This window comes from Sphingomonas sp. BL-S-28, assembly GCF_055521515.1.
This window is the reverse complement of sequence record NZ_CM145483.1, coordinates 1,543,226-1,567,504: the sequence shown is the minus strand read 5'-3', so window position 1 is coordinate 1,567,504 and position 24,279 is coordinate 1,543,226. Positions and strand designations below refer to the sequence as shown.

The window sequence follows — 24,279 nt, the reverse complement described above, 5'->3', positions numbered from 1 at the left end:
TGTCGCTTAGAAGGATCGGGGCAACCCGAGGCTCTCCGCGATGCCGTTTCGCACCATCTCGTTGGTGATCGGGCCGATCCGCCAGAGACGGCTGTCCCGCCAGTAACGCTGCATGTCGGTCTCTGCGGAGTAGCCCATGCCGCCCAGTATCTGGATGCCGAGATCTGCAGCCGCGTTGGCATTCTCCGACGCGATGAGTTTCAGCATGTTCGCCTCAACGCCCACGTCTTCGCCTCGGCTCTGCTTGTCGGCGCAGAAATGCAGCATGAGTTCGGTGGTCTTCTGCATCGTGGCGATATCCGCCACATAGTGCTGCAGGCTCTGGAAACGACCGATGATCCCGCCGAATGCCTTGCGCTGCTGCATGTAGGCGACAGCGTCTTCCAGTACGCCGTCGATGACGCCCAGGCAGAACGCGCCGACCATGATCCGCTCGTTGTTGAGCGTGGGCAGCAACATGTACCAGGCCTTGTCCGGCTCGCCGAGCACTTGTTCGTCTGCGACGAAAGCATCTTCGAAATGGATCGAGCAGCTCCCCATCGATCGCATGCCGAGCTTGGCGAGCGGGGTTATCGTCACTCCGGCCGTCTTGGCGGGAACCCAGAAAAGAGTCAGTCCCTGATGCTTTTTCTCCGGATTCCTGTCACTTCGGCCAATCACCAGAAGATAGTCGGCAACATGCGCAGATGAGGACCAGGTTTTCTCGCCGTTGAGCTTCCAGCCGCCATCGACGCGTTCCGCCGTTGTCGTCATCGCGCCAAGCAGGTCGGTACCGCCCCCCGGTTCCGTGAATGCGATGGCGGCCTTGAGCTGACCGGAAGCGATCAGCGGCAGATACTTTTCCTTCTGCTCGGCAGATCCGTAGAGACCGATCGACTTCCCCCCAGCAAAACTGGTGATCCCCCAGATCCATGCCAGTCCACCCAGGGAACGCGCCAGTTCGCGGGCCAGCAGCATCTGCATCACCACGTCGCCGCCCTGCCCGCCGTATTCCTCGGGAATGCCGACGCCGTGAAAGCCCGCCTCAGTCAGCTTGTCCCAAAGGGCATAGGGGTAGGCATGCTCGTCCTTCTCGAGCGCTCGCGACCACTCCTTGGGCACCTCGTTTTCGACCCAGCGATGCACGGTGTCGCGGAAGGAACGGTATTCGTCCTCGAGTTCGAAATCCATCTCAGGTATCTCTTTCGTATAGTTATATTTTCTGATTTTCAGCAACGTCGTCTGACGGCTCGCGCCCCTGGACGGCCAGCGCGATCAGGCGAGTGGCGATGCGGTCGACTCCGGCGAGCACTGCGGAGCGGTCGTTCGCCAGGAAGGCTGCAAGGATCGCTTCATGCTGGGAAAGCCCGAGCGGGCAAATCGTTTGAAGACCGTGCAGCAGGACAAACCTTGCAATCAGGGCTCTACGGTCGAGCGTTGAGCGCAGCAGCTCCCGGTTCCTCGACGCCGCGATGAAGATCGTATGGAAATCCAGCCCAGCAGTGAGGGCGCCTGCGGAATCATCGCTCGCCAAACACGTGCGGTAGCGCGCAAGTGCGTGCTCGAGTTGAGCTACCTGCCCTGCCCCAACATGTGGCATGCCCCATATGTAGCCAAGCCGCCAAAGCTCGGACTGAACGCGAAGCAGGTCCCGCATGCCGCGAAAGTCAATGCGCGCAACCCGTTTCAGGCGGTGCACTTCAATCTCGACCAGCCCTTCGGCCTCTAGCGTGCCAAGTGCCTCGCGAACCGGCGTGGCGCTGACCTCCAGATGCGCCGCCAAACTCGTTTCGCGCAGCAGCGTACCGGGGGGCAACGCTCCTGAGACGATGTTGCTGCGAAGGCGCTCAAGAACGGCTTGGCGGCGGGTCAGCGGCGTACTGACCGGCTCCGTGCCGAACAGGCTCGGGCCGGAAGGCACGTCTGACGAAGGGAGGCGGCGATCCAATTCCATATTCTATAGAATTGCAGTGCCCCTGCATCTTCGCGCCTTTCCAAGGATAGGGTGCCTCTCATGGATTAGTGTCAAGCGGCCAGCTTGGCATCGTCATGATGCAAGCAGATCAGGGCTTGGCGGGAGATGATGCCACGACGAGAATTCAGAATCGATCACGTCAATCTGAAGCAACCGCCAGACATCGCAGAGCGCCTCGCGCACATCCGTTCAAAAACAGGTCAACCGCATTTTCCGCGGAAGCGCGCGGATTGCTGTAACACTCTACGCTTGCGGGCTCCAGAATGACCACATTGGTGAAGAAGATCGTTTGCATGAATTGGCGCGCGAGAAAATCTGCATCGCCCCCTGCCAACGTCTCCCGATCAATCATCGCTTGGAAGTAGTCGTTCAGCCGGGCGGCCTCCTCGGTCCGAAGGATAGCGAGGCATCTTCCACTGATATCGGGATGTGTGATCGAAGCGCTCAGGAGCACCCGAATAAATTCGTAGAACGGCCTGGCGCCGAAGACCGGCCGGAGCATCTGGCGAATGTGCTGCTCGGCGAACGCGACAAGTACGTCACGAACCGGTTCATCACAGCGCAGCACAGACCGAGCGCCTTCCGATGCGTTTTTGGCAGCGTCGATCATGCACTCGGCGAACAATTCTACCTTGTCACCAAATAGCTGATAGATCGCAACTTTCCCTACGCCGGCAGCGTGCGCGATGTCGTCGATCGTCGCACCGGCATAACCGCGGTCGAGGAAAATTTCAGTTGCTCGCCGGAGTATTCGTATACGTCGTTGAGGCGAGGCTGTTTCCACCGGGAAAGGATTAACACCTTTGCCGCAAGAATCCATATCAACGTGGATGGAATGGTAGTTTTCCGATGTTTTGGAACATCAACCCGCTTGAATTATCCTAATCCTTTGCATCAACAAGGATGCTCCCTGCCTCCGGATAGGACGGAGATTCCCCGTCAGCTTGTAACAGGCGCCATCCGCTCAATTAAACAAACCGACGCGCGTTACCCGGGCAAGGATCATTCCAGCATGCGAACAGTAGAGCTTCCTCCGCTTGATCACGCCGAATTTGCACGCCGTTACGGCCCTTGGGCGGTGATCGCCGGGGCCTCGGAAGGAACAGGCGCAAGCTATGCAGAACAACTTGCGGCGATGGGCATCAACTTGGTCCTCGTTTCCCGCCGCAAGGAGGCCCTGGATCAACTGGGCGAACGGCTCGCCGGTTTGTACGGGATTGCGTTTCGCTCGGTGGTTGCCGATCTCACGCAATCGGGAACGGGCTCCCGGCTCGTCGAAGAGACACGTGATCTCGATATCGGACTCTTCGTTTCGAACGCCGGAGCCGACGGGGCTGGCAACAGTTTCCTTGGAGAGCCTGTCGATCGAGCGCTCAGCCTTCTGACCATGAACGCCGCCAATGTCGTCGAAGCCGTCCATGGCTTCGGCAACAGACTCGTCAAGCGGCGCAGCGGGGGGATCATAGTCATGTCTTCGGGAGCCGGTCTTGGCGGCCAGCCCTGGCTGACTATGTACTCAGCGACGAAGGCTTTCGAGTTGAATTTTGTGGAATCGCTTTGGGCAGAGCTCGACGGACAAGGCGTAGATATCCTCGCAATAGCCGCTCCGATCATGGACACTCCGACCCTTCGCCGGGCGACCGAAGGGCTTGGGATGGACTATTCGACCGCCTACGATCCCGCAAACGTCTGTGCACTGGCTCTCGCAAGTCTGGGCAAGGAACCCCTTGTGATCGTACCCGATGGTCCGGATGAGGCGCAGATCCCGCGCATTCAGGCAGACCGAAAGACGCGCCTTCTTGCCCTCGCCGAATGGGGCAAGGCGTACACGGCTGCGGCGAATGGCTGATTTGTTAGGAGGATAGCAGGAGATGATGGAGGAGGTCGACGTCGTCGTTATAGGAGCCGGCCACAACGGCATGGCGGCCGCAGGCTATCTGGCGCGGGCGGGCAAGAAAGTCGTCGTCGTCGAGCGCCTTGCGAAAGTGGGCGGGATGACGAGCTCGGGCCACATGATCCCGGAAGCGCCTGAGCACTTGGTAACGCCCTGCGCCGTGGAACTACTGTTTGCGCGCAAATCTGGCATCATCGAGGACTTCGATCTCCATAAGTACGGCTTACGGACTGTCGATCCCGACCCCACTTACGCCTACCTCCATCCCGATGGCAGCTCTATCGCCCTCTTCTATGACTATCGCCGCACGGCGGAAGACATCGCCCGTATCAACCGCAACGACGGCAAGGCCTATCTGGATTTCATGAAGACGTTGAACGTCATGATGGATATTGGATTTCCCATGATGATGGCCGAGCCCGGACGGCCCGACGTGCGGAATATGTCGAAGGTGATCAAAAGCGCGGTCCGCAACGTCCGGCTGAAAGACGAACTGGTGGCGATGTCCAAGGCGACCGCCGACCAGATCGCCTGCGAAAGGTTCGAAGACCCCGCAACAATCGCGCTGTTGCTGGGAATCGCCGCGGGCGCCGGTCCCATCGATGACGACGGAAATGCTGCTGCATACATGATCTTCGCCGTCACGCACAAATATGGCACCGGTAAACCCATCGGCAGCCTCCAGTCCTTTTCGGACGCGCTTGCTCGCAGTATCGAAGCATCGGGCGCCACAATCGAGCTCAATGCGCCGGTTGCGGAAATTATCGTCGACGACGGGGCGGCCAAGGGCGTGCGACTGGAAAATGGCCGAATCATACGCGCCAAGATGGTGATCGCGACGTGCGACCCCAGAACGGCAATGCGCCTGACGACCCCAGGCGGCGTTTCGCGCACATTGTTTCAACGCATCGAGCATGCCCCGTCGAACCGCTCCAATGCCGCGCCGTTTCTGGCCAATATCGCTATGTCCGGGCCGCTGCGGCTCAAGCGGCATCAGGACATGCGGCATGACGACGCCGACCTCGACAAGGCGGTGGGACTCATCGGAACGCCCGAAGAAGTGCGGCGGTCATTTGCCATGGCGCGGCGGGGCGACATACCCGATCGTCACGCGATGTCCCTCAGCCCGCTGTCCAATACGGATCCTTCGCAGGCTCCGGCGGGCGGTTCGCTAGCCTACATCTACTTGCCCGGTGTTGCTGTGGATGCGCGCGAGGGCTGGAGCGCGGAGTTGAAGGACCGAACGATGGCCTCGATCATAAGCCATCTTGGCGAGTTCTACGACGGGCTCGACACAGAGGTCGGGCGTTTCGTGGAAACGGCGCGCGAACGAGAAAAGCGGCTCAACGTCAGCAATGGGTGCGTCACCCACATAGATTTCGGTGCCCTGCGATCGGGGGTGCACCGTCCGGCTTCCGGTTTTGGCGGCCCCCGGCCGCCATTTCCCGGCTTTCTTATCGGAGGTGCCGGCGCTCATCCCGGCGGCGGTGTGTCCGGCATTGCAGGAAGGATCGCTGCCAACCGCGCACTGCGAGCTCTGAAAAACACAAAGTAGCTCCTGTACCAACGGGGTCACCCCGAACAATCGCAGGTAACTTCCCCACCGGTGACCAACTAGACTCGCATCATGCACACCATCATATCGTCACGCCGCGCATTGGCGGTATGATTTGTGCGAGCACCTCAACGATCTCATAGCCCGCAGTCGGCCTATTCATTCGCTATGGGGCGCGGAGTAGGAGGCCAACCTCGGCTTCACCTGAAGGTCTTGCGGCACGCGATCGGGGCCTATCCGGCGGTCGATTTCCTCCTCGAACCAATAGAGCGCCCGCTCCTGATAACCGGTGACGATCGACGTCAACGCACCGTTGCGCAGCGATTGCTGTATATTGGAGAATAGGCAGAGGTCCTCTGACAGGATGTGTTCGGTCGCCGTTCGCATTCCGCTCCAGTATTCCCTGTCGGCATCGTCATCCGTTGCCCATCCCATCTGGCGCACTTCCATGACCGACTTGTTCTGGCCGGCCGGCCAGAAGCATTGCAGATTGAAGCCCACGGGATCGAGCGAGAAAAACGTGTTCGGAAACGTCGGCAATGCGACCGTGTTCTCGAGAAAGACCTCTGCAATATCGTCAGGTTGGACGGGGGGTTTTTCGAAGAGCGAAACGCCGCCTTTTTTGCGCGTGCCAAAACGCATATGGCCACCATCGTAAAGCGCTATCACGAAACTGCGGGAGTCGAGGTGCGGCGCAAGCGTCTTTGGATGAACAGTATTGACGTGATAGATTTCGAGGAAGTTGTGATAGGCGATTTTCCAGTTGCACTCCATTTCGACCGTGAACCGGTCTTTCACAACCATGCGCTCGAGAGGATAGCCTTCGGTCAAGGCAACAAATTCGCCTAGAAACTCGCGCAAAGGGCCCGCCGCGTCATCAAAATTGATGAAGACGAAGCCGCGATAGGTTTCGCAGCGCACCTCTGCCAAGCCGTGGTCCGACTTTTCGAAACAGGCAAAATCGTGTTGACTGGGCACCGCCTTCAAGGCGCCGTCCAGCGCGTAACTCCAGGAGTGGTACGGACAGACGAACCGCGAGGCTCGTCCTTCCTCCTCAAGCAAGAGGGGCGAACCTCGGTGCCTACAGGTGTTGTGGAATGCGCGAATCCGATCGTCCTTTCCTCGGGAAAGGATCACGGATCGATCGAGGTGGCGAAAGAGTCGGTAAGAACCTGGCTCTGGCAGCTCCGAAGCTATGCCGGCGAGCAACCACGCACGATCCCACAGCCCTTCTTTCTCGAGGGCCGCAAACCGGGGATCGGTGTAGCGTCCAACGGGAATGGGCGGCAAGGCAGGAAAGTCGCTCGGGTGTTCGGTCCGGGTCAACTGATCGTCCATCGTCCGCTTGAGCAATTGCAATGCAGCTTCATGCATGGGCTGTCCTCCTTGGTCTTCTCGTCTCCCGATGCGGGCAGGATGACGGGGTGGTGCGAAAGCGAACCTGCAATCCGATAGGGTTCAGTGGCGGGAATCCGATCAGCACGGATCGAAGCAATAGGCACAGATCTTGTTACCGTCGGGATCGAGCAAATAGGCGCCATAGGCGTGGGGGACCGCATGCCACCGTCCCGGCTCCCCTGCATCGGTTCCACCTGCCGCCAATCCGGCCGCATGAAACTGGTCGACTGCAAGCCTGCTGGGCGCCTTGAATCCCAAGGTCGCGCCATTTGACGAAGTCGCGCAGCCTTTCAAGGGGTGCAGAATGAGCAATTCCGGAACAGTGCGCCCGTAGCCGAGACCTTGTTCCTGAAACGGACCCAAATTGGCAATACCGAGCGGCAGCAGCGCAGCATCATAGAAGCAGGCAGCCCGCTTCAAGTCGTTTGTGCCGAGGCACGCGTGGGTAAAAATGCCCATTTTCTTTCCAAAAAAACACCTCAAGCAGGCGATCTCGATTTGCCGTCCGATGCAGTTGATGGGGCTGCTTGTGGGCATCAGGCCATCCCAAATACACTCTGGCTCGAGCAGCAAATTATTGACGCGTTCAAGCGCCGGCCGAAAAAGCCTCAGCCACCGCGCGTGTATCCATGTACTCCTTGCCCGAAACGATCTGACCGTCTCGGATGATCAAAAGGTTATGGTACTCGTTGCGATAGACCCGGTCCGGAAAAACCATCTCGCCGCTCACCTCCACGGCAACCCGCTCACCTTCGGCGGTGATTCCGACAACGTTCGCCGTGCGCCGCTCAGCCGACAGCAATCCGCCCTTCACGCTGGCGATGAAATCCGCACGCGTCATGTCGCCATGGCCCAATATCCACCATTGGCAATCGGGGTGCTGCAAAGCCTCGATTGTCTCGAGATCCCCTTCCTCCACGGCCCGCATATAGCGCCGTGCAATTGCCTTGTTTTTCTCGATATCGCTCACCGCTTTTCTCCGCTGCCTTCATCAAAGTGCCGTTCGCAAATCTACACGTTCCGATACGACTTTCGTTGATCGTCCGTTCCCCCTGGCTAGCTCCCTTTTCGGATCGACAGGAGTGCGAGATAGGAAACACTCTGCTGCGGATCCGCCGCCAGGCGCGTGGCAAGCCTTGTTCTTAATTCTATCATCAGGCGTTCCGGATCTCTGTTGCAGCCTATCTGGGCCAGGAAATTGGGTCCGTTCGCCGCGCACATCATCGACGACCACTGAAAGCCGAATGCCTCCGCGTCCCCGGTCTCGCGGTAGGAATCCCAGAATGGATCGGGAGAACGGACGCAAGACACGTGCACTATCGAGAGGTCAGGAAGGAGCCCCTGCTCGAACGGCGCCTTCAATTGCTCCAGGGAACGTCCCGCCGATGGAGAGGTCGCCATGAATGTATCGTTGTCATCGAGGAGGCCCTCGCTCCTCAAGTCGAGGAGTGCTGCCCAGAAGTGGCCTGCCATCCATTCGAAGCCATGTCGGTCGCCGCCACGCCCCATGAACTGGCACACTAGACGCCCTCCAGCCCGCAATTCCCGCGACCGGGCCCGCAGGAAATTTAGCAAATCCTGGGCAAGCACGTCATCGACCACTTCGCGCGCGCGGACGCTGCTGCTGTATACGGCCCAGCCGTGATCGGCGACATTCACGGGGTTGTGGCTGAGCCAATGCAAGGCGTTGGACGACCAACCCAAGTCCACGCTGTCGGAGGGTAGAATCTGCTCGAAATAAGATCGACCCACCGCCATCGGGAATACATCTCTCCGGTCCGCAAGGTAGCTCTCCGATTCGGTCGCCAGGAGCCCAAACAACGACGAGTAATCGTTGGATGGGAGATCGGTATGAATAATCTCCAGTGGTCGTTGAACGTCGTGAGCCCTCAAAAGGTCGATGGCTGTGGCCATGGGAAGCTGCGAATTGCGCCCTTGCGAGGCGCCGTAATCCACAATCCGAACCAAGCCCTGGGAATTCGCAGTGATAGTTCCCACTGCCTCCTCCCAGAGAGGAAGCGCCGAATGAAGATTGGCGTGCTGCAAACCGGAATGCCGGTTGTAAGCACCTGCTCCTGCCATCGGGGCAATCGCTTGGCGCACGGGATCAGCCATAGAAAGCCTCCGTCAGCCGCGCGCTGTATGTCCGGCTCTTTTCCGGCGAGAGGCCATAGTGCGGAATTACGGGCGTAATCGCGTCTGCCGCCAGTGCACGCCTGGCTACGCCGGCGCGTACCTCGTCTACGTCGCCTACGACCGCGATGCTCTCCACCATCTCGTCCGGGCATGCGGCAGTCATCGCCGCTAGATCGCCTCTCGCAAATGCCGCCTGGATAGCTGAGGCTTCCTTGCCGAAGCCGATCTCCTCGAAATAGCGCAGATATTGCGGGGACTGGCTGTAATAGGCAACGGTCGCCCGGCAATCGTGTATGGCCTCTTTGCGATCCGGATCGATCGCGGTGAAGATCGAAAGGTTGAGTGAAAAATCTCCGCGCTCTCGTCCGGATTTGTCGAGCCCTGCCCGGATACTCGGAATGACCTCGCGTTCGATCCAGGCTTCGTTCCACAGAGGGTGGCCCAAAAGTCCATCGGCAATCTCGGCAGCCTGAAGGCAAGCCTTCTGGAATACGGCAGGAAGATAGACCGGAATTTCACTTCGCACGGGCGGATGCAGAAGGCGAAAGTGCGAAAGGTCGAGACTGTGGTAATCGCCCTTGAGGTGTGACAGTTCTCCGGTGTGACCGAACGCCACGATCTTGCGGATCATGCCAACAACTTCGCGCATGTGTGCAAGCGGCTTTCCATAGGTCGAACCGAACGATCCTTCTGTCTGGCTTTGCGCGCTGGAACCAAGTCCCAGCACGACACGGCCGCCACTGATCAGATCGAGATCAACCGCGCTGCAAGCGGTCTCAAGCGGGCTGCGCACGAATGCCAGGGCGATGCCCGTCCCGAGTTTGATTTTCTGCGTCGCAGGCGCGGCGGCCGCGAGGGTCGAAAATGGCGCCCCAAACATTTGGGGTGCCCAAACTCCCTCGACTCCGGCGGCTTCGTAGCTTCGCACCGATGCGACCAGGTCCTCACCGGGCATAGGCGCGATTTGCGCCCAAACAGCTTTTCCTTTTGCCATGCTATCGCCTTTCAGAAGCCCTTGGTGTCGAAATAGTCGCGCCACGCCGTGATGTGCGGGCCATCCATCTCCATTGCGCCCATCAGCCGCAGCGAGACGAGTTCCGCGCCATCTACTCCGTAAAAAATATCGCTGCGCTCCGTGAGGACGACGTTGCCATGCGCTGCGGCGTGGTGAACAACGACTTTGCAGCGCTCGAAGGGAATGCGGGCCAGGAAACCCTCAACGAAGGCCATCGCTTCCTCGATTCCGACGGTCGTCGCCACGCCGACATTTTCCCAGCGCGTGACGGACGTAAATCGCTTTCTCATTGCCGAGATCATGTCTTGCGCGGTGCCGCCGCTTTCATCGAAAAATGCGAGCACTTCCTGCAACGGCCCCGCCATATTCGCCTCCGCGATCTGCAATCGGGGCACCATGGGGACTGATGGCAGGCAATGCCCCTGCCGAAAGATAGCCAGCCCGCGTCAGGGCCGGAGCCTGACATGCATCCCCTTGGGTAGATCGGAATCCGTCATGCCTGGCATTGGCCGTTCGTTGCCGCCCGATCATTTGCCGCAACGTGACGTCGCTTCGGCGACACTATGTCCTCGTGTTGAAAGTCATAGTTGCAGCATGCTTCACAGCTCTTCCTATAGTGCTGCGGCACAAGTGAACGGGAGTGCCGCAACCATGAGCGCCGTCGACGAACTGATCGCACTTGCACGATCAGCAGACCCATTCCGCAACGCCCCGGAACAGTTGGCCGAACTGCAACTCGAAGCCGCACGAGAACGTTTTTCCGAGCGGCGCGGACAGATTGGTGTGCTGAACAAGCGCGCCAGAGAGGCAGGGATCGACAGCATAGACGGGCTGTCCGATCTTGTGCCCCTTCTCTTCGCTCACACAAACTACAAAAGCTATCCGGATGCCTTTGTCGACAACGGGCAATGGGCTCGCATGAACCTATGGCTTGGCACGCTCGCAACCTATCCCACAGACAACATCGACGTGTCGGACGTGCGCGACATCGATGAGTGGTTGGACCGCGCACGTTTGGCCGGCCACCACGTATTTGCCTCGAGCGGAACGTCTGGAAAATCCTCATTTCTGGATCAGTCGGACCAGGACCGGGACGTCAGCGTCACCGCCTGTCTGCACGCCGCTGACCTGTCGACGCCCGGCTACGTCGCTGATCACTCGCGCTCGGTCTTCACGATGATGCCGGAGCGCGGCACCCATAAGATGATCGATTTCTGCAACCGCCACTTTCCTCGCTGGGCAGCGCCCGGCGAACTGCACCGATTGAGCGAGGATCCGATCCGTGCGTTCGATGCCATGAGGCCTGCGCAATTGAGGCGTTTGCTGGCAGCAGGCAAGATCGGCCCAGGCGAGATCGCAGCCTACGAAGCCGAACTTGAGGTCCGCCGCATCAAGCGTGCAGCCGAGTTCGAGACCTGGATCGACCTGTTGGAAGACCGCCGGCACAGTCCCCTTTACATCGGCGTAATGTACGGCGTTGCCTGGCAGATCGTAGAAACGCTGCGAAAGCGCGGGGTAAAGAACGGAGATTTCCACCCCGACACTCTGATGAGCTTCGGGGGAGGCACGAAGGGCGCTGCGGTCCCAGCAGACTACCGGGAAAAAATCCAGCAATTCTTCGGCGTCACGCCCGACCGGATTACCAGTTCTTATGCAATGGTGGAGATGAGCGGCTTCTGCGCCAAGATCCAGCCGACCGAGTCTTATGCGGTACCCCCGTGGATCGTCCCCTTGGTTCTCGACAAGTCCGGCGAACATCTGCTCGGCACGACCGGTGACATGGGCCTCGTCGAGGGGCGTATGGCATTTTTCGACATCCTCGCCGATGCGCGTTGGGGCGGCGTGATTTCCGGCGACAAGGTCCAGGTGGAGTTCGGATCGGGCCTTGAAGGGGTTAAGACACCGGTGATCCACGCGGTAGCTCGTTATGCCGATCTCGAAGAGGGCGAGGACAAACTCAGCTGCGCGGGATCCATCGACTCCTACGTCCGCGGGTCGATCTCGTCTTCCCCGACTGTCGCGGCTTGAACGAGGATACAGTCATGCGACCGGAAAGCATGTCCAACGAGCCGAGCCTGCTGATAGCGCACGTCATAAAGGGAGAAGTACAGCTCGATGCTGCAATCGAGCATCGCTCCCGAGCGAGCGCGAGCCCGGTGATGACCCCTGCACTGGATCTCGACGCGCTGATTTGGCCCAGACGCGACCCCGGACCTGCATTCGAAACGCCGCTGGCGGAAATCGTCGATTTCCTCGTCGAGGTCGGCAAGGCACTCGATTTCGATAAAAATGCCTATCTACAGGAAGCGGCAGCCCTCAATCTCCACTGCAATAGTCTTGGCGCGCGGATTCTGGAAAACTGCTACAGGGACATCGGATGGTTTTTCGCGCGCGAGGCCGTCGAGGCCGAGGCGGAGCAATCTCTCGGTTGGCTCGGCGCGAATGACGGCTGGGTTAGACGTGATATCCAAGGCCACCCCTTCGACATCCGGGCGTTTCCGCCGCGCATGGTCCATATCCTTGCCGGAAATGCCCCCATCGTGCCGCCAGTGACGATTGTGCGCGGGGCTATCAGCAAGGGCGTTCATTTGCTGAAGATGCCCTCGAACGACATGTTCACTGCCACGGCACTTCTGCGCACGATGGCTGATGTCGGGCCCAATCACCCGGTGACACGCTCGTTCTCGGCGGCCTATTGGCGCGGCGGCGATACCGCGATCGAGGAGCACATCTTCAGATCCCAGTATTTCGACAAGCTGGCGGTGTGGGGTGGCGAAGCGGCCGTTCGCCATGCAATGAAATATGCAGCTCCCGGTTTCGAGATCATATCCTTCGACCCCAAGATCTCGATTTCGCTGATCGGCAAGGAGGCTTTCGCAGGAATGCCTATAGCCGAGATCGCCCGGCGCAGCGCGGCCGATATCATAGCCTTCAATCAGGACGCATGCAGCTGCGCTCGCTTCCAGTTTGTCGAGGGATCCTTACCGCAAGTGGATGCCTATTGTGAGGCTCTCGTGGCCGAGATGGGCAAGGATGTTCGGTATGGGAATGGAAATGGCGGACCCCGTCCTCCCGAGGCATTGTTGGACGAACTCGACATGCTCGGCAATCTTGAGCCGATCTACCGTGTATTCGGACAACCCGACGGCACCGGAATGGTGGTTCGTTCAAACGATCCGGTCGCATTCAATCCCGGTGGAAAGCTTGTCAACGTGGTTGCCGTTTCCAGCCTGGCAGAGGCCATTTCGCATGTCTCCGTGGCCACTCAGTCGGTCGGTGTCTATCCGCCCGGCCGCATCACGCAGTTGCGCGACGGGCTGTCGTCGGCCGGCGCGCAACGCATCGTCGGCCTTGGTAACATCAATAGCGGAAAGTTCGGCGGCCTGCCGCACGATGGGGGATGGCCCGTCCATCGTATGATGCATTGGGTCGTGACTGAAGCAGAGAGAGAGCCAGCACAGCCATGAACCGCATGCATACGGGAACGCTTTCCCTCGACACCTACCGGCTGCTCGGCCGCTCGGGATTGCGGGTTTCGCCTTTGGCTCTGGGTACAATGACGTTCGGCGAGGAATGGGGCGCTGGCGAAGAGGAATCCCGACGGATTTTCGATGCCTACGTCGATCAGGGCGGCAATTTCATCGACACCGCGGGATACTACGCTGACGGCGTTTCGGAAGATTTGACGGGTAAATTCGCCGAGGCAAAGCGCGACAGACTGGTTCTCTCCACCAAATACTCCCTGACGCGATCGGTTGGAGATCCCAATGCTGCCGGAAACAGCCGGCGCAACATGATGCAGACCGTTGAGACGAGCCTGCGCCGACTTCGCACCGATCGCATCGATCTGTTATTTCTCCATGTCTGGGACGATAGCACCCCCGCAGACGAAATCATGCGCGCCTTTGATGACTTGGTGACCCAGGGCAAGGTTCTTTATCTGGGTCTGTCGGATACGCCCGCCTGGCAGATGGCGCGATTGCAGACGATGGCCGACCTGCGCGGCTGGACTCAGTTCGCAGCGTTGCAAGCCGAATACAATCTTGTGGAGCGTACCGCCGAGCGGGATCTCATGCCTGCCGCGAAAGCACTCGGCATTGGCGTGATGCCGTGGTCTCCTCTTGCCAGCGGCTTGCTGTCCGGCAAATACGCGGTTCGGAGAAGCGGAGAGGGTCAAGACGCCGGAGGTCGCGGCACCTTGCTGGCTGCTGCGGGCAAACTGGATGCTCGTACGTTGGCCATTGCAGACGCCGTTCAGGCAGTTGCCGACGATGTCGGCGCTACTTCGGCACAAACAGCCATCGCTTGGACTTTGGCGAACCCGACCGTGGTCTCGCCGCTGCTGGGTGCACGAACGATGCGGCAATATGAGGACAATGTAGCCGCTCTCGCCGTTTCGCTGGATCTGCTCCATCTCGAGCGATTGGAAGCGGCCAGTTTCACTCCGAAAGGCTTCCCGCATGACTTCCTGGCATCGGACTTCATTCGCCACGGATTGACCGCCGGCACCAAAGTGCGACCCCGAGAAAGCTGATGGAGTGCTCGCTCAGGTTGCCCGGATTAGCCGTCCGGGGGCGTGTGCCGGAATCGACGCCATCCCGACAAGTGATGACGCCGCTTACCATCGTCGCACGATATCCGTCTTGTTTCGATGACGAATTCTGGCTTTCCATGGGGGGTCACTACAACGAAGAACGGTCGCGATATTCGCGCGGAGTCAGGCCGGTTGCCCGCCGGAAAGCCGCCGAAAAAGCGGCCGGGCTCTTAAAACCGCAATTACCGGCGATAACCTTGATCATCATTGCATCGTCTCGAAGTTGCTCCTGAGCCCGGGCGATACGGCGCTTGGCGATGTAGCCCGTCAACGTCTCTCCCGTGGTCGCGCGAAAGGTGCGGATGAGATGTCTCGGACTGGTGCGAATTTCGGCAGCGAGGCAGGATACCGAGAGGTCGGTGCCCAAGTCCGCTTCGATCCTGTCTCTCACTCGCTGCAATCGCCAAACCGGCATTTGTCCGGATCCGGCATCCCGAGGAGATTCCGATTTCTGGAAATGGCGGCACAGCTCGACCACAAGGAGGAGCGCCATGCTCTCCAGCAGAATTGCCTGACCGAATCCCGGATGCCGCAGTTCATTGGCCAATCGGGCAAGGCCCTTCCTTATCGACACGCTCTGAACATCGAGACAAGGAGCCAGATCAGCAATCCGTTCATCTTCGAACAGTTTCTCGGCGCGCTCGTTGGCGAACGTCAGGCAAAGAAGGCTATGCTCACCAGGCTCACTCCACGTCGCAAATTCGCCGCCCTTTGGCAGAAACACGACGTCTCCCGGAGGATCGGCCAATTCGTTGGCGGACCTGAAAAATCGCGAGTTTGGGCAACGCGGGCCGAGCGAAAAATCAAGGTAGTATGAATTCGGCTCGTACAGAGCGCGACTGCCCTCATTCCAACCGAAATGGCGGATGTCCGCAAAAATGCCATTGATTTCGATTTCGCGTTCGATGCGGAAATGAGACGCCGTGTGAGGTGCGCACATCGGCAAATCGCCTCGAACCGCAATGCCCATGTTCGGCCTCCTCGTCAGCCGAATTGTTTCGCTCGTAGATGGAGCCAATCCGGTCTTCGATGTCATGCGCCGAGCAGGCCCTCCTCCGACCCGCCCGGCGCGTACGTTTCAAAGCAAGGGGCCTCGAAACGCTATAACTCTATTGTTGGCCACTTTGCGGCGAACCACCGTATATCGCAACCTTCCTTCGGATAGGGCGCCTGATCACCCTGATAGCAGATCATTTCAAATGGACTTGGTCAGTTCCAGCGCGGCGATGAACAGATCCGCCACGAGGTCGACGTCGGCGACCTGGAAGATCGGAACGTCCTCGTCCTTGTTGATGGCGATGATGATCTTGGAGTGCTTCATGCCGGCAAGGTGCTGGATCGCGCCCGAGATGCCGACCGCGATGTAGACTTCCGGAGCCACGATCGTGCAGGTCTGGCCGACGTGATAGTCGTACACGTAACCCGCGTCGGCCGCAGCGCGCGAGGCGGCGACGGCAGCGCCGAGCGGCAATGACCTGCTCGAACGTTTCCGGATCCTTCAGCGCGCAGCCGCCCGAAACGATCACCTTGGCGCTCGTCAGCTCTCGACGTTCCTACTTGGATTCGGCACCCAAGAGTTGGAGAGGCCCGCGTCAACAACACCAGATACGGGGCATTTAATCACATCCGTAAGCCCGCAAGAATGCGTCTACGGCGCCCCCAACGGCTTCCTCGACTTGATAATCAGGCTCAGCCCCGAATAGTTGGGGTTCGAGAACCCCCGCTTCCAGCAGTCCGCGCAAATGCGCGGCGATGATCACCGGCGACCCGGCCCTGAGCTTGCCCTGCATCTGAAGTGGGGCAATGAACGCAGCGATTTCCTCCGTCCCGCGTAGAGGGCCGAGTTTATAAAGCCTGTCCCCCAGCGTGGTATTCGCACCTTCCGCCACCGCCGTCCGCATGATTGCAAGATTGTATTTGGAAGTGACGAAACCGAGGTACTCGATCCCGAAGCGGAGCAGTGCGGTGCGAGGGTCATCGGCAGAGGCCTTTAGCCGCTCCATGATCTCCATGCCCCGCTCTTCCATCGCCCCGATCATGGCCGCGGCGAAGAGATCATCCTTGTTCTTGAAGTAATTGTAGAGTGTGCCCTTCGAACCGCCAACGCGTGCGGCGATGGCCGCCATGCTTGCCCGCTCGTATCCCACCTCAAGAAACAACTCGATTGCCGTATCGAGGATTGTCTGCCGGCGGCTGTCTGTCTTCACACGCACGGGTCTTCTTTCATTTCTGCACTGGACTGTACGCTTTTCGCTTTGCGAGACAAGCGCGAATTCATGAATTGATGACCGGCCGCACGGCTATGACGATCGTTCGAGTCGAGATGGAGTGGTTCGTGAACCCAGGGATTCTGCGGCACTGACCCTATCCCGAAAAATGCCTCCGTGGAGAGCTTCAACGGACGGCTGCGCGATGAATGCCTCAACACGCACTGGTTCTTGTCTTTGGACGACGCCAGAAGCAAGATCGAGGCGTGCGGACGGACTTCAACGAGACCCGACCTCACACATCGCTGGGGTTCATGACGCCGGCCGAATTTGCTTCATCGGCCGGGGTTACCCCCGCCCGATGAAGCGCCGGATCTCTCGTTCTGGCCGGTGGCAAAACTGGCACAGGGTTATGAAAAGCCGGCTTTTCTCGCGATAGCCGGATCAACAAAGGGGGAAGGCTATTGCGCCGGCGCTCAACTGCCGCTGGCGTGGCCACATCCAACTACCGCGTGTTATCATTCACCGTGATATTCGCGTAAACGCTGCTCAGCCATGACGTTTACTGCCTGACGAACTTGATGATCTTCCACGTGGACGTAGCGCATGAATGTCGCCAGCCGCCGATGACCTGTTAATGCCATACCGACTTTCAACGGTACGCCGGAGTTTGCAATGTCAGTCGCCGCCCGGTGGCGGAGTCCGTGTGTTCCTACCCCAGGCACATCACATGCTCGTAGTATGCGCTTCCAGACGCGATAATAGGTAGCGAAATGAAGATGCTTGGCGCCACATCTCCTTCCCGGAAAGACAAATGGAGAACCTTCTTTACGCGGTATACTTGCCAGAAGACGTGCAACGTCAGACGAAAATGGCTTCCACATTGCTCCAGTTTTGCTATCCGGCCAAATTACACAATTTAATTCAAAATTTATCCAGGCCCATTCAAGAGCAATGATTTCCGATGCTCGCGCTGCAAAGGCAAGTTGAAGCCTGATCGCCATGACGCAATCAGGGTATAAAAAGTTTTCCAATTCAGATTTGCCGAGATACTCGATTACCCGCTGCATCTCAGTAATTGTCAACAATCGCGTGGTCTTGCCCTGAGCATACCGTTTAACTCCGTTACACGGATTACTGCCTTTCTCACAAAAACCCCATTGCTCAGCGCAGGTGAACATTGATTGCATGTCATTAAGCATTGAGTTTGCCAGCCCCGGCTTGCGACGCCACGCATCCATAAAAAGGACAATGTCCTGACGGGAGAACTCGTCAATTTTGCAATTACCGAAGGTAGGCAAGATCACTCTCCTAAATCGGTAAACGCGCCCTTTTTGGGTAGATTTCTTATTGTTAACCTCCACATGCCGGCGAAAAAACATTTCGGAGAACTGCTGGACAGTGGGGGAACCCCGTCTCTTTTGACGTTCGACGGAAGGATCAAGGCCACCTGCTGCCTCGCTGATCCATCGCTGCGCGACAGCCCTGGCCTGTTCGACCGTCAGTTGCCCGAACTGGCCAATGGCGGGCTTTCGCCGACGCCCTGATACGTTGCGATACTGAACCATGAAAACCTTCCGTCCGGAAGGCGTCACCTTACATAGGAAGCCCGGCACTTCAGTATCTCGCAGCTCGTAATCAGACTGCGCGGGCCGGGCAATTTCGACAACGCGTTTCGTCAACTTCATCTTCGGCATAGTGCTACATTCCTATCGAAATCCAGGAGCCAAATAGGAGCGGATCGGACGTAACCTTTAGCGAAGCCGGAAATGCTTGATCGAAGCATACAACATATATAAAGCAATCTAAACAATGGCTTGCCGCACTCCGTCGCAATCTGGCGATTTGTAGAGTGCACCATTTCTTGACCGTCACCAGCTTCATCGCCGGCGGCACGGCGGCGGGCCCGCTGGCGGTGGACAGCGTGACCGGCAAAGTGTTCCAGGGCCCGGCGATCCCCTACAAGGAGGAACGCGCCTATTCGTGGGAAGGCGGGCTGAAGGCGGACTGGCTGGGCCACCGCCTGCGCACCAATCTGGCGCTGTTCCATGTGCGCTATTCAAACCTGCAGACGCCGATCTTCGCCTCTTCAGGCTGCGTGACCTCACCCAGCGGCATTTGCGAGCCGATCGTCTCCTCTCAATACACCGCCAACTTCGGCAAGGCCCGCGCCTTCGGGCTGGAATTCGAAGTGACCGCGATCCCCATCGAAAACCTGACGCTGAGCGCCAGCGGCAGCGTGACCGATTTCAAGTATCTGGAAATCTCGCCCGAAGTGCTGGCGAGCGGCGGCGTCAGCAAAGTTTCGGACTATCCCGAAACGATGCGCCCCACTTTCCTGTCGAACCTTTCGGCCGAATATGTGCAGCCGCTGGATGACGGGATGCGCCTTGCCCTGCGCGTGGACGGGGCGCTGCGCTCCAAGATCGTGGTCGGCACCAGCGTGTTCAGCAGCGCCGGCTTCGCGGCGGCAGGGCTACCCTACACCAACGATTACATGAATGCGGAAAATACCCAGAAGGCGCTGCTGACGCTGAACGCGCGGCTTTCGCTGATGGACCTGCCGCTGGGGCCGACGACGGCGACCGTCTCGCTCTGGGGCCGCAATCTCACCAACAAGCAGCAGATCAACATCATCTCCAACACCGGCGTGACTGCAGCCGCGCTGTTCGACGATCCGGTGACTTACGGCATCGATCTTTCAGTTAAGCTCTAAGGATGTGCATCCGGCCGGAGGCGATGGGGCTTTCCCGATCACTCTGCCAACAGGTCGCGTCCACATTCACCACCCGCTTGCCCAGGCGCACGATGCGCGCCTGGGCATAGCTTTCGACCATCAACCCGCCGCGCAGGAAGTCGATGGTGATGTTGATCGGGCGGGGGCGCTCTCCCGCAACTTCACCCTCCCCCGCCAGCGCGGCAAGGCAGGCAAGCTCTAGCAAGCTGCCGATCACGCCGCCGTAGAGAAAGCCTTGCCTCCCCTCCAGCGCCGGGGACGCGGGCATGACGAGGCCGGCATTGCCCAGCGCGTCGGTCCATTCGCGCACGCCCAACAGCTGCGCATAGGGGGCCCGCTCGATCATGGCTCGCTCGTAAAAAAGAAGCTGGCGGCCGCGAAGGCGACAGGATTGGCGGGATCGCCGTCGTGCACTTCGCAGCGGGTGAAGGCCACGCGGCGCGTCACCCGGTGGCAGGTGGCGCGGGCATGGAGCGTGCATTCGGGCCGCGCCGCGCGCAAGTAATCGACCCTGAGGTCCAGCGTCGCCATCGGCTCCCACCGCCGGGTGCGCGCGATGATCGCTGCCCCCGCCGCCGCATCGATCAGCGAGATGACCGGCCCGGAGGAAACGAGACCGGAGCCCGCATCCATCAGGAACCCTGCCGAGAACGGACAGGCCAGTTCCGCCCAGTCTGCTCCGGCCGCGACGTGATAGATGCCCAGCAGAGCATGATGCCCGCGCGGGGGCATGGACTTCAGCCGCTCGAACGGGTCCTCTGCCTCCATCGCTGCGTCAGGCCGTCCAACGCGGTTCGCGCGGCAGGCCAAGGCCGCGCTCGGCGATCAGGTTGCGCTGGATCTGGTTGGTGCCGCCGTAGATCGTGTCCGCGCGGCTGAAGAGGAACAGGTTGGGCAGCGTATCCCATTCGTAGTCCTCGTGTGCGCTGACTTCGCCCGCCTGCCCCAGCACGTCCATCGCCAGTTCGCCAAGACTGCGCCGCCATGTCGCCCACTGGATCTTGTAGGTCAGCGCGGCGCCATCCATGCGCGAATTGTCGGTCTGGGAGAGCATCCGCAGCGCGCCATAACGCATCAGGCGCAAGCCGATCTCTGCCTTGGCCAAGCGCTGGCGGATCAGCGGATCCTGCGCCGCGCCATTGGCTTTGGCGGCGGCGATGATCTCATCCAATTCGTTGCGGAAGCCCATCTGCTGACCCAGCGTGGACACGCCGCGCTCGAAGGCAAGCAGGCCCATCGCGATCTTCCAACCTTCGCCCACCGTGCCGATGTAGCTGTCCGCCGGGCAGCGGGCGTCGGTAAAGAACGTCTCGTTGAATTCGGCATCGCCGTTGATCTGGCGAATGCCGCGAATCTCGATGCCAGGCTGGTCGATCGGCATCATCAGGAAGGTCAACCCGCGCGGGCCCTGGCTGCCCTCTTCCGTGCGCGTGACCACGAAGATCCAGTCGGAGATATGGGCAAGGCTGGTCCAGATCTTCTGGCCGTTGACCACCCATTCCCCGTCTTCCAGCCGCCCCTTGGTGCGCACGCCGGCAAGATCGGACCCGGCATTCGGCTCCGAGAAACCCTGACAGAAGATCGTCTCACCCGCCGCGATGCCGGGCAGGAAGCGTTGCTTCTGCTCTTCGGTGCCGAACGTCAGGATCGTCGGCCCGGCCAGTTCGATGCCGATGTGGTTGACGCGGCCCGGCACGCCGGCGCGGGCATATTCCTCGGCAAAGATCACCTGCTGGGCCAGCGTCGCATTACGGCCGCCCCATTGCTCCGGCCAACCGATGCACGACCAGCGGTGCGCGGCGAGCTGCTTTTCCCATTCCTTGCGGCGTTCGGGGCTGCCGGTCAGCTTGCTGATGCCCTTGATGTCGCGGAATTCGCCCGCCATCTGACCGTTGAGCCAATCGGCGCATTCCTGGCGAAAATGCTCGTCCGCCTGCGAAAATCCCAGCTTCATGCCGCTTCTCCCAAAATCATCGCGGCAACCTGTTCACGGTGCCAGTCCCCCTTGCCCAGCAAGGTCTGGATCGATCGCGCGCGTTTGAAGAACAGATGCGCGTCATGCTCCCACGTGAAGCCGATGCCGCCGTGAAGCTGGATCATGTCCGCCGCGCAGCGAAAAGCGGTATCGGCGGCGAAGGACTTGGCGGCATGGAGCGCCAGCGGGGCTTCCTCGCTGCCCTCGTCCACCGCGCAGGCCGCCCAATAGACCGCCGAGCGAGCCTGCTCGATCTCCACCATCATGTCGGCAAGGCGGTGCTTGTAGGCTTGAAACGAGCCGATCGGCCGGCCGAACTGCACACGCTCCCGCGCATAGTCCACCGTGCGGTCGAGACTGGCCTGCGCGCCGCCCAATGCCTCCGCAGCCAGACCGACCAGCGCGGCACGCTTGGCCGCATTCAGCCCCGCAGCAGGGTCTGCCAAAGCCTCCGCCGAAGCGCCGTCGAAACGCACTGCGGCCAGCGGGCGCGTCTGATCCATGGTCGTCTGCGCCGTGACGGAAACCCCCGCCGCATCGCGCCGCACCAGCCATGCACCGCTGCCATCGGTGACCACGAAAACCTGGGCCAGCGCACCATGCGCGACGAATCCGGAACCGCCGGTGAGCTTCCCATCGCGCACGTCCAGCCCGGCATCTTCGACAAAAGCGGCAATCGCCTCCCCCGAAAGCAGGCCCGGCAGCCACGCATCGCGCTGCGCCTCACTGCCGCCCGCAGCAATCGCCTGCGCGGCCAGCATCAGGCTGCCCAGCATCGGCAGCGCAGCCACGTGTGCACCTGCCGCCTCGGCAAGGATGGCCAGTTCGACCAGGCCGAGGCCCGCCCCGCCCGCATCTTCCGCGATGGAGATACCGGAAAAGCCCAATTCCTGGCAAAAGTCACGCCACAGCGCCCGGTCGATGCCTTCACCTTCCATTGCCGCGCGCGTGCGCGCACTGGTCGCATTTTCGGAGAAGAAGGCACGCGCCGTCTCCGCAATCATCCGCTGTTCGTCGGTAAACGTGAATTCCATTTCAACCCGCTTTCACGATCTCAGGCACCCGACGTTCGGGCCCCGCAGAGAGCGGCCGTGTTCGCATCACGCCACCCTTGCGTAGCCGCCGCCACCACGGCACCTGCATCCTCCCGCCGCGCCTCACCCATGCGGTTAATTGCGCGCTTGCAATCACGCTATATTACGCAAATCACCTTTTCAAGGGGCATTTTGCGTATTTTTTATCTCAAAAATATCCGCATCGAATCCTGCAAGGAGGCCCCTTGCCACCGAAGGATCCGCCCTGTCCTCCTGGACGATAGCTGAATCGAGAGGCGGAACATCTCGCAAACAGAAATTCATTTCACGCACAATCAACGGATCATAACCGGATTAAGATCCATATTTGCGTATTGAAATAATGTTTTTACGACGCATATTGCGATTTGAAAAACATAACGAGAGGATTGCAAACGATGGGCCAGACAGGCACCCCATTCCATCCGCGTCAGGCGCTCGATTTCACTGGAAAGACAGTTCTCGTCACGGGCGGTGGTGTCGGTATCGGGAGAGCCGTGGCGGAAAGCTTCAACGACGCCGGCGCCCAGGTGATCATTGCCGAGATCGATGCCGAACGCGCGAAGGCCGTGGAAGCCGATCTGCCCGGCACACGGGTCATTCAATGCGATGTGCTCCAGCGTGCAACCCCGAAGGTTCTTGCAGAGCGGATCGCGTCGGAATTCGGCAAACTGGACGTGCTCGTCAACAACGTCGGCCATTTCGTGCACGCACGCCCCTTCGAAATGCTGGGCGAAGACGAGATCGACGAAATTCTCGATACCAATCTCGGCCATATCCTGCGGATGGACCGCGCGATGATTCCCCTGCTGCGCGCGGCCGGGCGCGGCGCGTCGATCATCAACATCACATCGATCGAGGCCTATCGCGGCATCCCCTATTGCTCGGTCTACGCGGCCGGCAAGGCGGGGCTGATGGGCTTCACCAAGAGCCTTGCACTCGAACTTGCCCCCGAAGGCATCCGCGTCAACGACATCGCCCCGGAAACCACCGATACGCCGCAAGTCGCGCTGGACTTCATGATCCCGCCCGAAAACCGCGACCATATGGACAAGTGGATTCCGCTCGGCCGCTTCGGCCATCCATCCGATTGCGCCGGGGCCGCGCTCTATCTGGCCAGCCCGCTTGCCTCCTGGGTGACCGGAACGGCCATTCACGTGGACGGCGGCGCACTCGCGGCCTCGGGCTGGATGCAGACCCCGCAAGGCGAATGGACGGTTGTCCCGATGATCAGCGCCAACGGCCTCAAAGTCCCGTCATGACGCCACAGGATGAGGATCGCGCCGCCCTGCGCCGCGCTGCCGTACTCTATGCCCGGGGCGCAGACCGCCGCTCAAAGGACGACTGGCGCGCGGTTCTTGCAGAGGAGGTGGAAATCGCCGGCCCCGGTTTCGTGGCGAGCGGTATCGAGGCCTGCCTGCAGTCCATCGATTTTCTGGCGCACGCGTTCAAGGCCACCCGCCACCTCGTCCACGATCAGATCGTGGAAATCGCGGGCGATCACGCCAGTGGAGAGACCCTGTGCACGGCGGAACATCGCACTGCGAATGCAGAGGGTCCGGACACTCTGATGTGCTGGGCGATCCGTTATCAGGACGAATGGCGGCGGGACGGTGCCGACTGGCGCTTCACCCGCAGGCACCTGATCGTCGACTGGGAAGAGAACCGGCCGGTCGGCGATCCGGGCCCGCCGCCCCCGCCGAATGACAACCGATAGAACCACAATTGTACGGAGAGATTG

Annotated in this window: 24 protein-coding genes and 2 pseudogenes; 9 read left to right on the top strand and 17 right to left on the bottom strand. The window is 60.0% G+C overall.

From position 1 onward, the window contains the following. Nucleotides 1-6: 6 nt before the first annotated feature. The 3 genes from ACZ1JC_RS06585 to ACZ1JC_RS06575 form a co-directional block, all read right to left on the bottom strand. Complete coding sequence (locus tag ACZ1JC_RS06585; RefSeq protein ID WP_465138733.1) at nt 7-1,170, bottom strand: acyl-CoA dehydrogenase family protein; 1,164 nt, start codon at nt 1,168-1,170, stop codon at nt 7-9. Nucleotides 1,171-1,192: 22 nt separating this feature from the next. After that, nucleotides 1,193-1,927 (bottom strand): GntR family transcriptional regulator, encoded by a 735-nt coding sequence (locus ACZ1JC_RS06580; RefSeq protein ID WP_465138734.1) that lies wholly within the window; start codon nt 1,925-1,927, stop codon nt 1,193-1,195. Between the two features lie 166 nt (nt 1,928-2,093). Beyond that, the gene (locus ACZ1JC_RS06575) at nt 2,094-2,738 is read right to left on the bottom strand and encodes a TetR/AcrR family transcriptional regulator (protein WP_465138735.1); all 645 of its coding nucleotides are present in this window, start codon (nt 2,736-2,738) and stop codon (nt 2,094-2,096) included. Nucleotides 2,739-2,966: 228 nt separating this feature from the next. Here ACZ1JC_RS06575 and ACZ1JC_RS06570 point away from each other — a divergent pair, with 228 nt between their 5' ends. After that, nucleotides 2,967-3,803: an SDR family NAD(P)-dependent oxidoreductase gene (locus tag ACZ1JC_RS06570; protein ID WP_465138736.1), complete on the top strand. Its 837-nt coding sequence runs from the start codon at nt 2,967-2,969 to the stop codon at nt 3,801-3,803. A gap of 22 nt (nt 3,804-3,825) precedes the next feature. Further along, entirely contained in the window at nt 3,826-5,403 is a 1,578-nt protein-coding gene (locus ACZ1JC_RS06565; RefSeq protein ID WP_465138737.1) for a phytoene desaturase family protein, read from the top strand. Between the two features lie 159 nt (nt 5,404-5,562). Here ACZ1JC_RS06565 and ACZ1JC_RS06560 read toward each other — a convergent pair whose 3' ends face one another. From ACZ1JC_RS06560 to ACZ1JC_RS06535, 6 genes are all read right to left on the bottom strand, one after another. Next, nucleotides 5,563-6,777: an aromatic ring-hydroxylating oxygenase subunit alpha gene (locus tag ACZ1JC_RS06560; RefSeq protein ID WP_465138738.1), complete on the bottom strand. Its 1,215-nt coding sequence runs from the start codon at nt 6,775-6,777 to the stop codon at nt 5,563-5,565. A 102-nt stretch (nt 6,778-6,879) separates the two neighbouring features. Continuing rightward, nucleotides 6,880-7,260, bottom strand: coding sequence for a VOC family protein (locus ACZ1JC_RS06555; RefSeq protein WP_465140277.1), 381 nt, complete (start codon nt 7,258-7,260; stop codon nt 6,880-6,882). A 127-nt stretch (nt 7,261-7,387) separates the two neighbouring features. Then, nucleotides 7,388-7,771, bottom strand: coding sequence for a nuclear transport factor 2 family protein (locus ACZ1JC_RS06550; RefSeq protein WP_465138739.1), 384 nt, complete (start codon nt 7,769-7,771; stop codon nt 7,388-7,390). Between the two features lie 86 nt (nt 7,772-7,857). Further along, nucleotides 7,858-8,916, bottom strand: coding sequence for a class I SAM-dependent methyltransferase (locus ACZ1JC_RS06545; protein WP_465138740.1), 1,059 nt, complete (start codon nt 8,914-8,916; stop codon nt 7,858-7,860). Next, the gene (locus tag ACZ1JC_RS06540; RefSeq protein ID WP_465138741.1) at nt 8,909-9,931 is read right to left on the bottom strand and encodes an LLM class flavin-dependent oxidoreductase; all 1,023 of its coding nucleotides are present in this window, start codon (nt 9,929-9,931) and stop codon (nt 8,909-8,911) included. The genes ACZ1JC_RS06545 and ACZ1JC_RS06540 overlap by 8 nt, the downstream gene beginning before the upstream one ends. An 11-nt stretch (nt 9,932-9,942) precedes the next feature. Next, nucleotides 9,943-10,317, bottom strand: coding sequence for a limonene-1,2-epoxide hydrolase family protein (locus tag ACZ1JC_RS06535; protein ID WP_465138742.1), 375 nt, complete (start codon nt 10,315-10,317; stop codon nt 9,943-9,945). A gap of 286 nt (nt 10,318-10,603) precedes the next feature. On the opposite strand from ACZ1JC_RS06535, the gene ACZ1JC_RS06530 reads away from it, so the two are divergent. The 3 genes from ACZ1JC_RS06530 to ACZ1JC_RS06520 are packed head-to-tail and all read left to right on the top strand — an operon-like array spanning nt 10,604 to nt 14,486. Continuing rightward, complete coding sequence (locus ACZ1JC_RS06530; protein WP_465138743.1) at nt 10,604-11,980, top strand: hypothetical protein; 1,377 nt, start codon at nt 10,604-10,606, stop codon at nt 11,978-11,980. A gap of 29 nt (nt 11,981-12,009) precedes the next feature. Beyond that, nucleotides 12,010-13,419, top strand: a complete 1,410-nt coding sequence (locus ACZ1JC_RS06525) for an acyl-CoA reductase (RefSeq protein ID WP_465138744.1) — start codon at nt 12,010-12,012, stop codon at nt 13,417-13,419. Beyond that, the gene (locus tag ACZ1JC_RS06520) at nt 13,416-14,486 is read left to right on the top strand and encodes an aldo/keto reductase (RefSeq protein ID WP_465138745.1); all 1,071 of its coding nucleotides are present in this window, start codon (nt 13,416-13,418) and stop codon (nt 14,484-14,486) included. Before ACZ1JC_RS06525 ends, ACZ1JC_RS06520 begins: the two co-directional genes overlap by 4 nt. 148 nt (nt 14,487-14,634) lie before the next feature. Here the strand turns inward: ACZ1JC_RS06520 and ACZ1JC_RS06515 are convergent, their stop codons facing one another. From ACZ1JC_RS06515 to ACZ1JC_RS06505, 3 genes and pseudogenes are all read right to left on the bottom strand, one after another. Next, entirely contained in the window at nt 14,635-15,516 is an 882-nt protein-coding gene (locus ACZ1JC_RS06515) for a helix-turn-helix domain-containing protein (RefSeq protein WP_465138746.1), read from the bottom strand. A 225-nt stretch (nt 15,517-15,741) separates the two neighbouring features. Continuing rightward, nucleotides 15,742-16,099 (bottom strand): annotated as a pseudogene (locus ACZ1JC_RS06510) (FAD-binding protein); the annotation flags it as partial. Between the two features lie 63 nt (nt 16,100-16,162). Then, nucleotides 16,163-16,753 (bottom strand): TetR/AcrR family transcriptional regulator, encoded by a 591-nt coding sequence (locus tag ACZ1JC_RS06505; protein ID WP_465138747.1) that lies wholly within the window; start codon nt 16,751-16,753, stop codon nt 16,163-16,165. A 168-nt stretch (nt 16,754-16,921) separates the two neighbouring features. Between ACZ1JC_RS06505 and ACZ1JC_RS06500 the strand changes: the two are divergent. Further along, nucleotides 16,922-17,118: pseudogene (locus ACZ1JC_RS06500) on the top strand (integrase core domain-containing protein); the annotation flags it as partial. A gap of 153 nt (nt 17,119-17,271) precedes the next feature. Here the strand turns inward: ACZ1JC_RS06500 and ACZ1JC_RS06495 are convergent. Further along, on the bottom strand, nt 17,272-18,450 hold the full coding sequence (locus tag ACZ1JC_RS06495) for a tyrosine-type recombinase/integrase (protein ID WP_465138748.1): 1,179 nt from the start codon (nt 18,448-18,450) through the stop codon (nt 17,272-17,274). A 155-nt stretch (nt 18,451-18,605) separates the two neighbouring features. Here ACZ1JC_RS06495 and ACZ1JC_RS06490 point away from each other — a divergent pair, with 155 nt between their 5' ends. Continuing rightward, nucleotides 18,606-19,469: a TonB-dependent receptor domain-containing protein gene (locus ACZ1JC_RS06490; protein WP_465138749.1), complete on the top strand. Its 864-nt coding sequence runs from the start codon at nt 18,606-18,608 to the stop codon at nt 19,467-19,469. Here ACZ1JC_RS06490 and ACZ1JC_RS06485 read toward each other — a convergent pair. From ACZ1JC_RS06485 to ACZ1JC_RS06470, 4 genes are read right to left on the bottom strand one after another with little or no spacing between them, the layout of a single operon-like run. Then, nucleotides 19,459-19,836 (bottom strand): PaaI family thioesterase, encoded by a 378-nt coding sequence (locus ACZ1JC_RS06485; protein WP_465138750.1) that lies wholly within the window; start codon nt 19,834-19,836, stop codon nt 19,459-19,461. The two genes, ACZ1JC_RS06490 and ACZ1JC_RS06485, sit on opposite strands and share 11 nt — an antisense overlap. Next, entirely contained in the window at nt 19,833-20,258 is a 426-nt protein-coding gene (locus ACZ1JC_RS06480) for a PaaI family thioesterase (RefSeq protein WP_465138751.1), read from the bottom strand. Before ACZ1JC_RS06480 ends, ACZ1JC_RS06485 begins: the two co-directional genes overlap by 4 nt. A 7-nt stretch (nt 20,259-20,265) precedes the next feature. Beyond that, entirely contained in the window at nt 20,266-21,444 is a 1,179-nt protein-coding gene (locus ACZ1JC_RS06475) for an acyl-CoA dehydrogenase family protein (RefSeq protein WP_465138752.1), read from the bottom strand. Further along, on the bottom strand, nt 21,441-22,499 hold the full coding sequence (locus ACZ1JC_RS06470) for an acyl-CoA dehydrogenase family protein (protein ID WP_465138753.1): 1,059 nt from the start codon (nt 22,497-22,499) through the stop codon (nt 21,441-21,443). The genes ACZ1JC_RS06475 and ACZ1JC_RS06470 overlap by 4 nt, the downstream gene beginning before the upstream one ends. A 437-nt stretch (nt 22,500-22,936) precedes the next feature. Between ACZ1JC_RS06470 and ACZ1JC_RS06465 the strand changes: the two genes are divergently transcribed. Then, entirely contained in the window at nt 22,937-23,800 is an 864-nt protein-coding gene (locus ACZ1JC_RS06465) for an SDR family NAD(P)-dependent oxidoreductase (RefSeq protein WP_465138754.1), read from the top strand. Then, nucleotides 23,797-24,255 (top strand): nuclear transport factor 2 family protein, encoded by a 459-nt coding sequence (locus ACZ1JC_RS06460; protein ID WP_465138755.1) that lies wholly within the window; start codon nt 23,797-23,799, stop codon nt 24,253-24,255. The genes ACZ1JC_RS06465 and ACZ1JC_RS06460 overlap by 4 nt, the downstream gene beginning before the upstream one ends. Nucleotides 24,256-24,279: the final 24 nt, after the last annotated feature.

Coding starts and splice junctions, on each gene's coding strand:
- ACZ1JC_RS06585 (WP_465138733.1), bottom strand. CDS start 1,170: ATGGATTTCGAACTCGAGGACGAATACCGTTCCTTCCGCGACACCGTG.
- ACZ1JC_RS06570 (WP_465138736.1), top strand. CDS start 2,967: ATGCGAACAGTAGAGCTTCCTCCGCTTGATCACGCCGAATTTGCACGC.
- ACZ1JC_RS06565 (WP_465138737.1), top strand. CDS start 3,826: ATGATGGAGGAGGTCGACGTCGTCGTTATAGGAGCCGGCCACAACGGC.
- ACZ1JC_RS06560 (WP_465138738.1), bottom strand. CDS start 6,777: ATGCATGAAGCTGCATTGCAATTGCTCAAGCGGACGATGGACGATCAG.
- ACZ1JC_RS06555 (WP_465140277.1), bottom strand. CDS start 7,260: ATGGGCATTTTTACCCACGCGTGCCTCGGCACAAACGACTTGAAGCGG.
- ACZ1JC_RS06545 (WP_465138740.1), bottom strand. CDS start 8,916: ATGGCTGATCCCGTGCGCCAAGCGATTGCCCCGATGGCAGGAGCAGGT.
- ACZ1JC_RS06540 (WP_465138741.1), bottom strand. CDS start 9,931: ATGGCAAAAGGAAAAGCTGTTTGGGCGCAAATCGCGCCTATGCCCGGT.
- ACZ1JC_RS06535 (WP_465138742.1), bottom strand. CDS start 10,317: ATGGCGGGGCCGTTGCAGGAAGTGCTCGCATTTTTCGATGAAAGCGGC.
- ACZ1JC_RS06530 (WP_465138743.1), top strand. CDS start 10,604: ATGAGCGCCGTCGACGAACTGATCGCACTTGCACGATCAGCAGACCCA.
- ACZ1JC_RS06525 (WP_465138744.1), top strand. CDS start 12,010: ATGTCCAACGAGCCGAGCCTGCTGATAGCGCACGTCATAAAGGGAGAA.
- ACZ1JC_RS06520 (WP_465138745.1), top strand. CDS start 13,416: ATGAACCGCATGCATACGGGAACGCTTTCCCTCGACACCTACCGGCTG.
- ACZ1JC_RS06515 (WP_465138746.1), bottom strand. CDS start 15,516: ATGGGCATTGCGGTTCGAGGCGATTTGCCGATGTGCGCACCTCACACG.
- ACZ1JC_RS06495 (WP_465138748.1), bottom strand. CDS start 18,450: ATGCCGAAGATGAAGTTGACGAAACGCGTTGTCGAAATTGCCCGGCCC.
- ACZ1JC_RS06485 (WP_465138750.1), bottom strand. CDS start 19,836: ATGATCGAGCGGGCCCCCTATGCGCAGCTGTTGGGCGTGCGCGAATGG.
- ACZ1JC_RS06480 (WP_465138751.1), bottom strand. CDS start 20,258: ATGGAGGCAGAGGACCCGTTCGAGCGGCTGAAGTCCATGCCCCCGCGC.
- ACZ1JC_RS06475 (WP_465138752.1), bottom strand. CDS start 21,444: ATGAAGCTGGGATTTTCGCAGGCGGACGAGCATTTTCGCCAGGAATGC.
- ACZ1JC_RS06470 (WP_465138753.1), bottom strand. CDS start 22,499: ATGGAATTCACGTTTACCGACGAACAGCGGATGATTGCGGAGACGGCG.
- ACZ1JC_RS06465 (WP_465138754.1), top strand. CDS start 22,937: ATGGGCCAGACAGGCACCCCATTCCATCCGCGTCAGGCGCTCGATTTC.
- ACZ1JC_RS06460 (WP_465138755.1), top strand. CDS start 23,797: ATGACGCCACAGGATGAGGATCGCGCCGCCCTGCGCCGCGCTGCCGTA.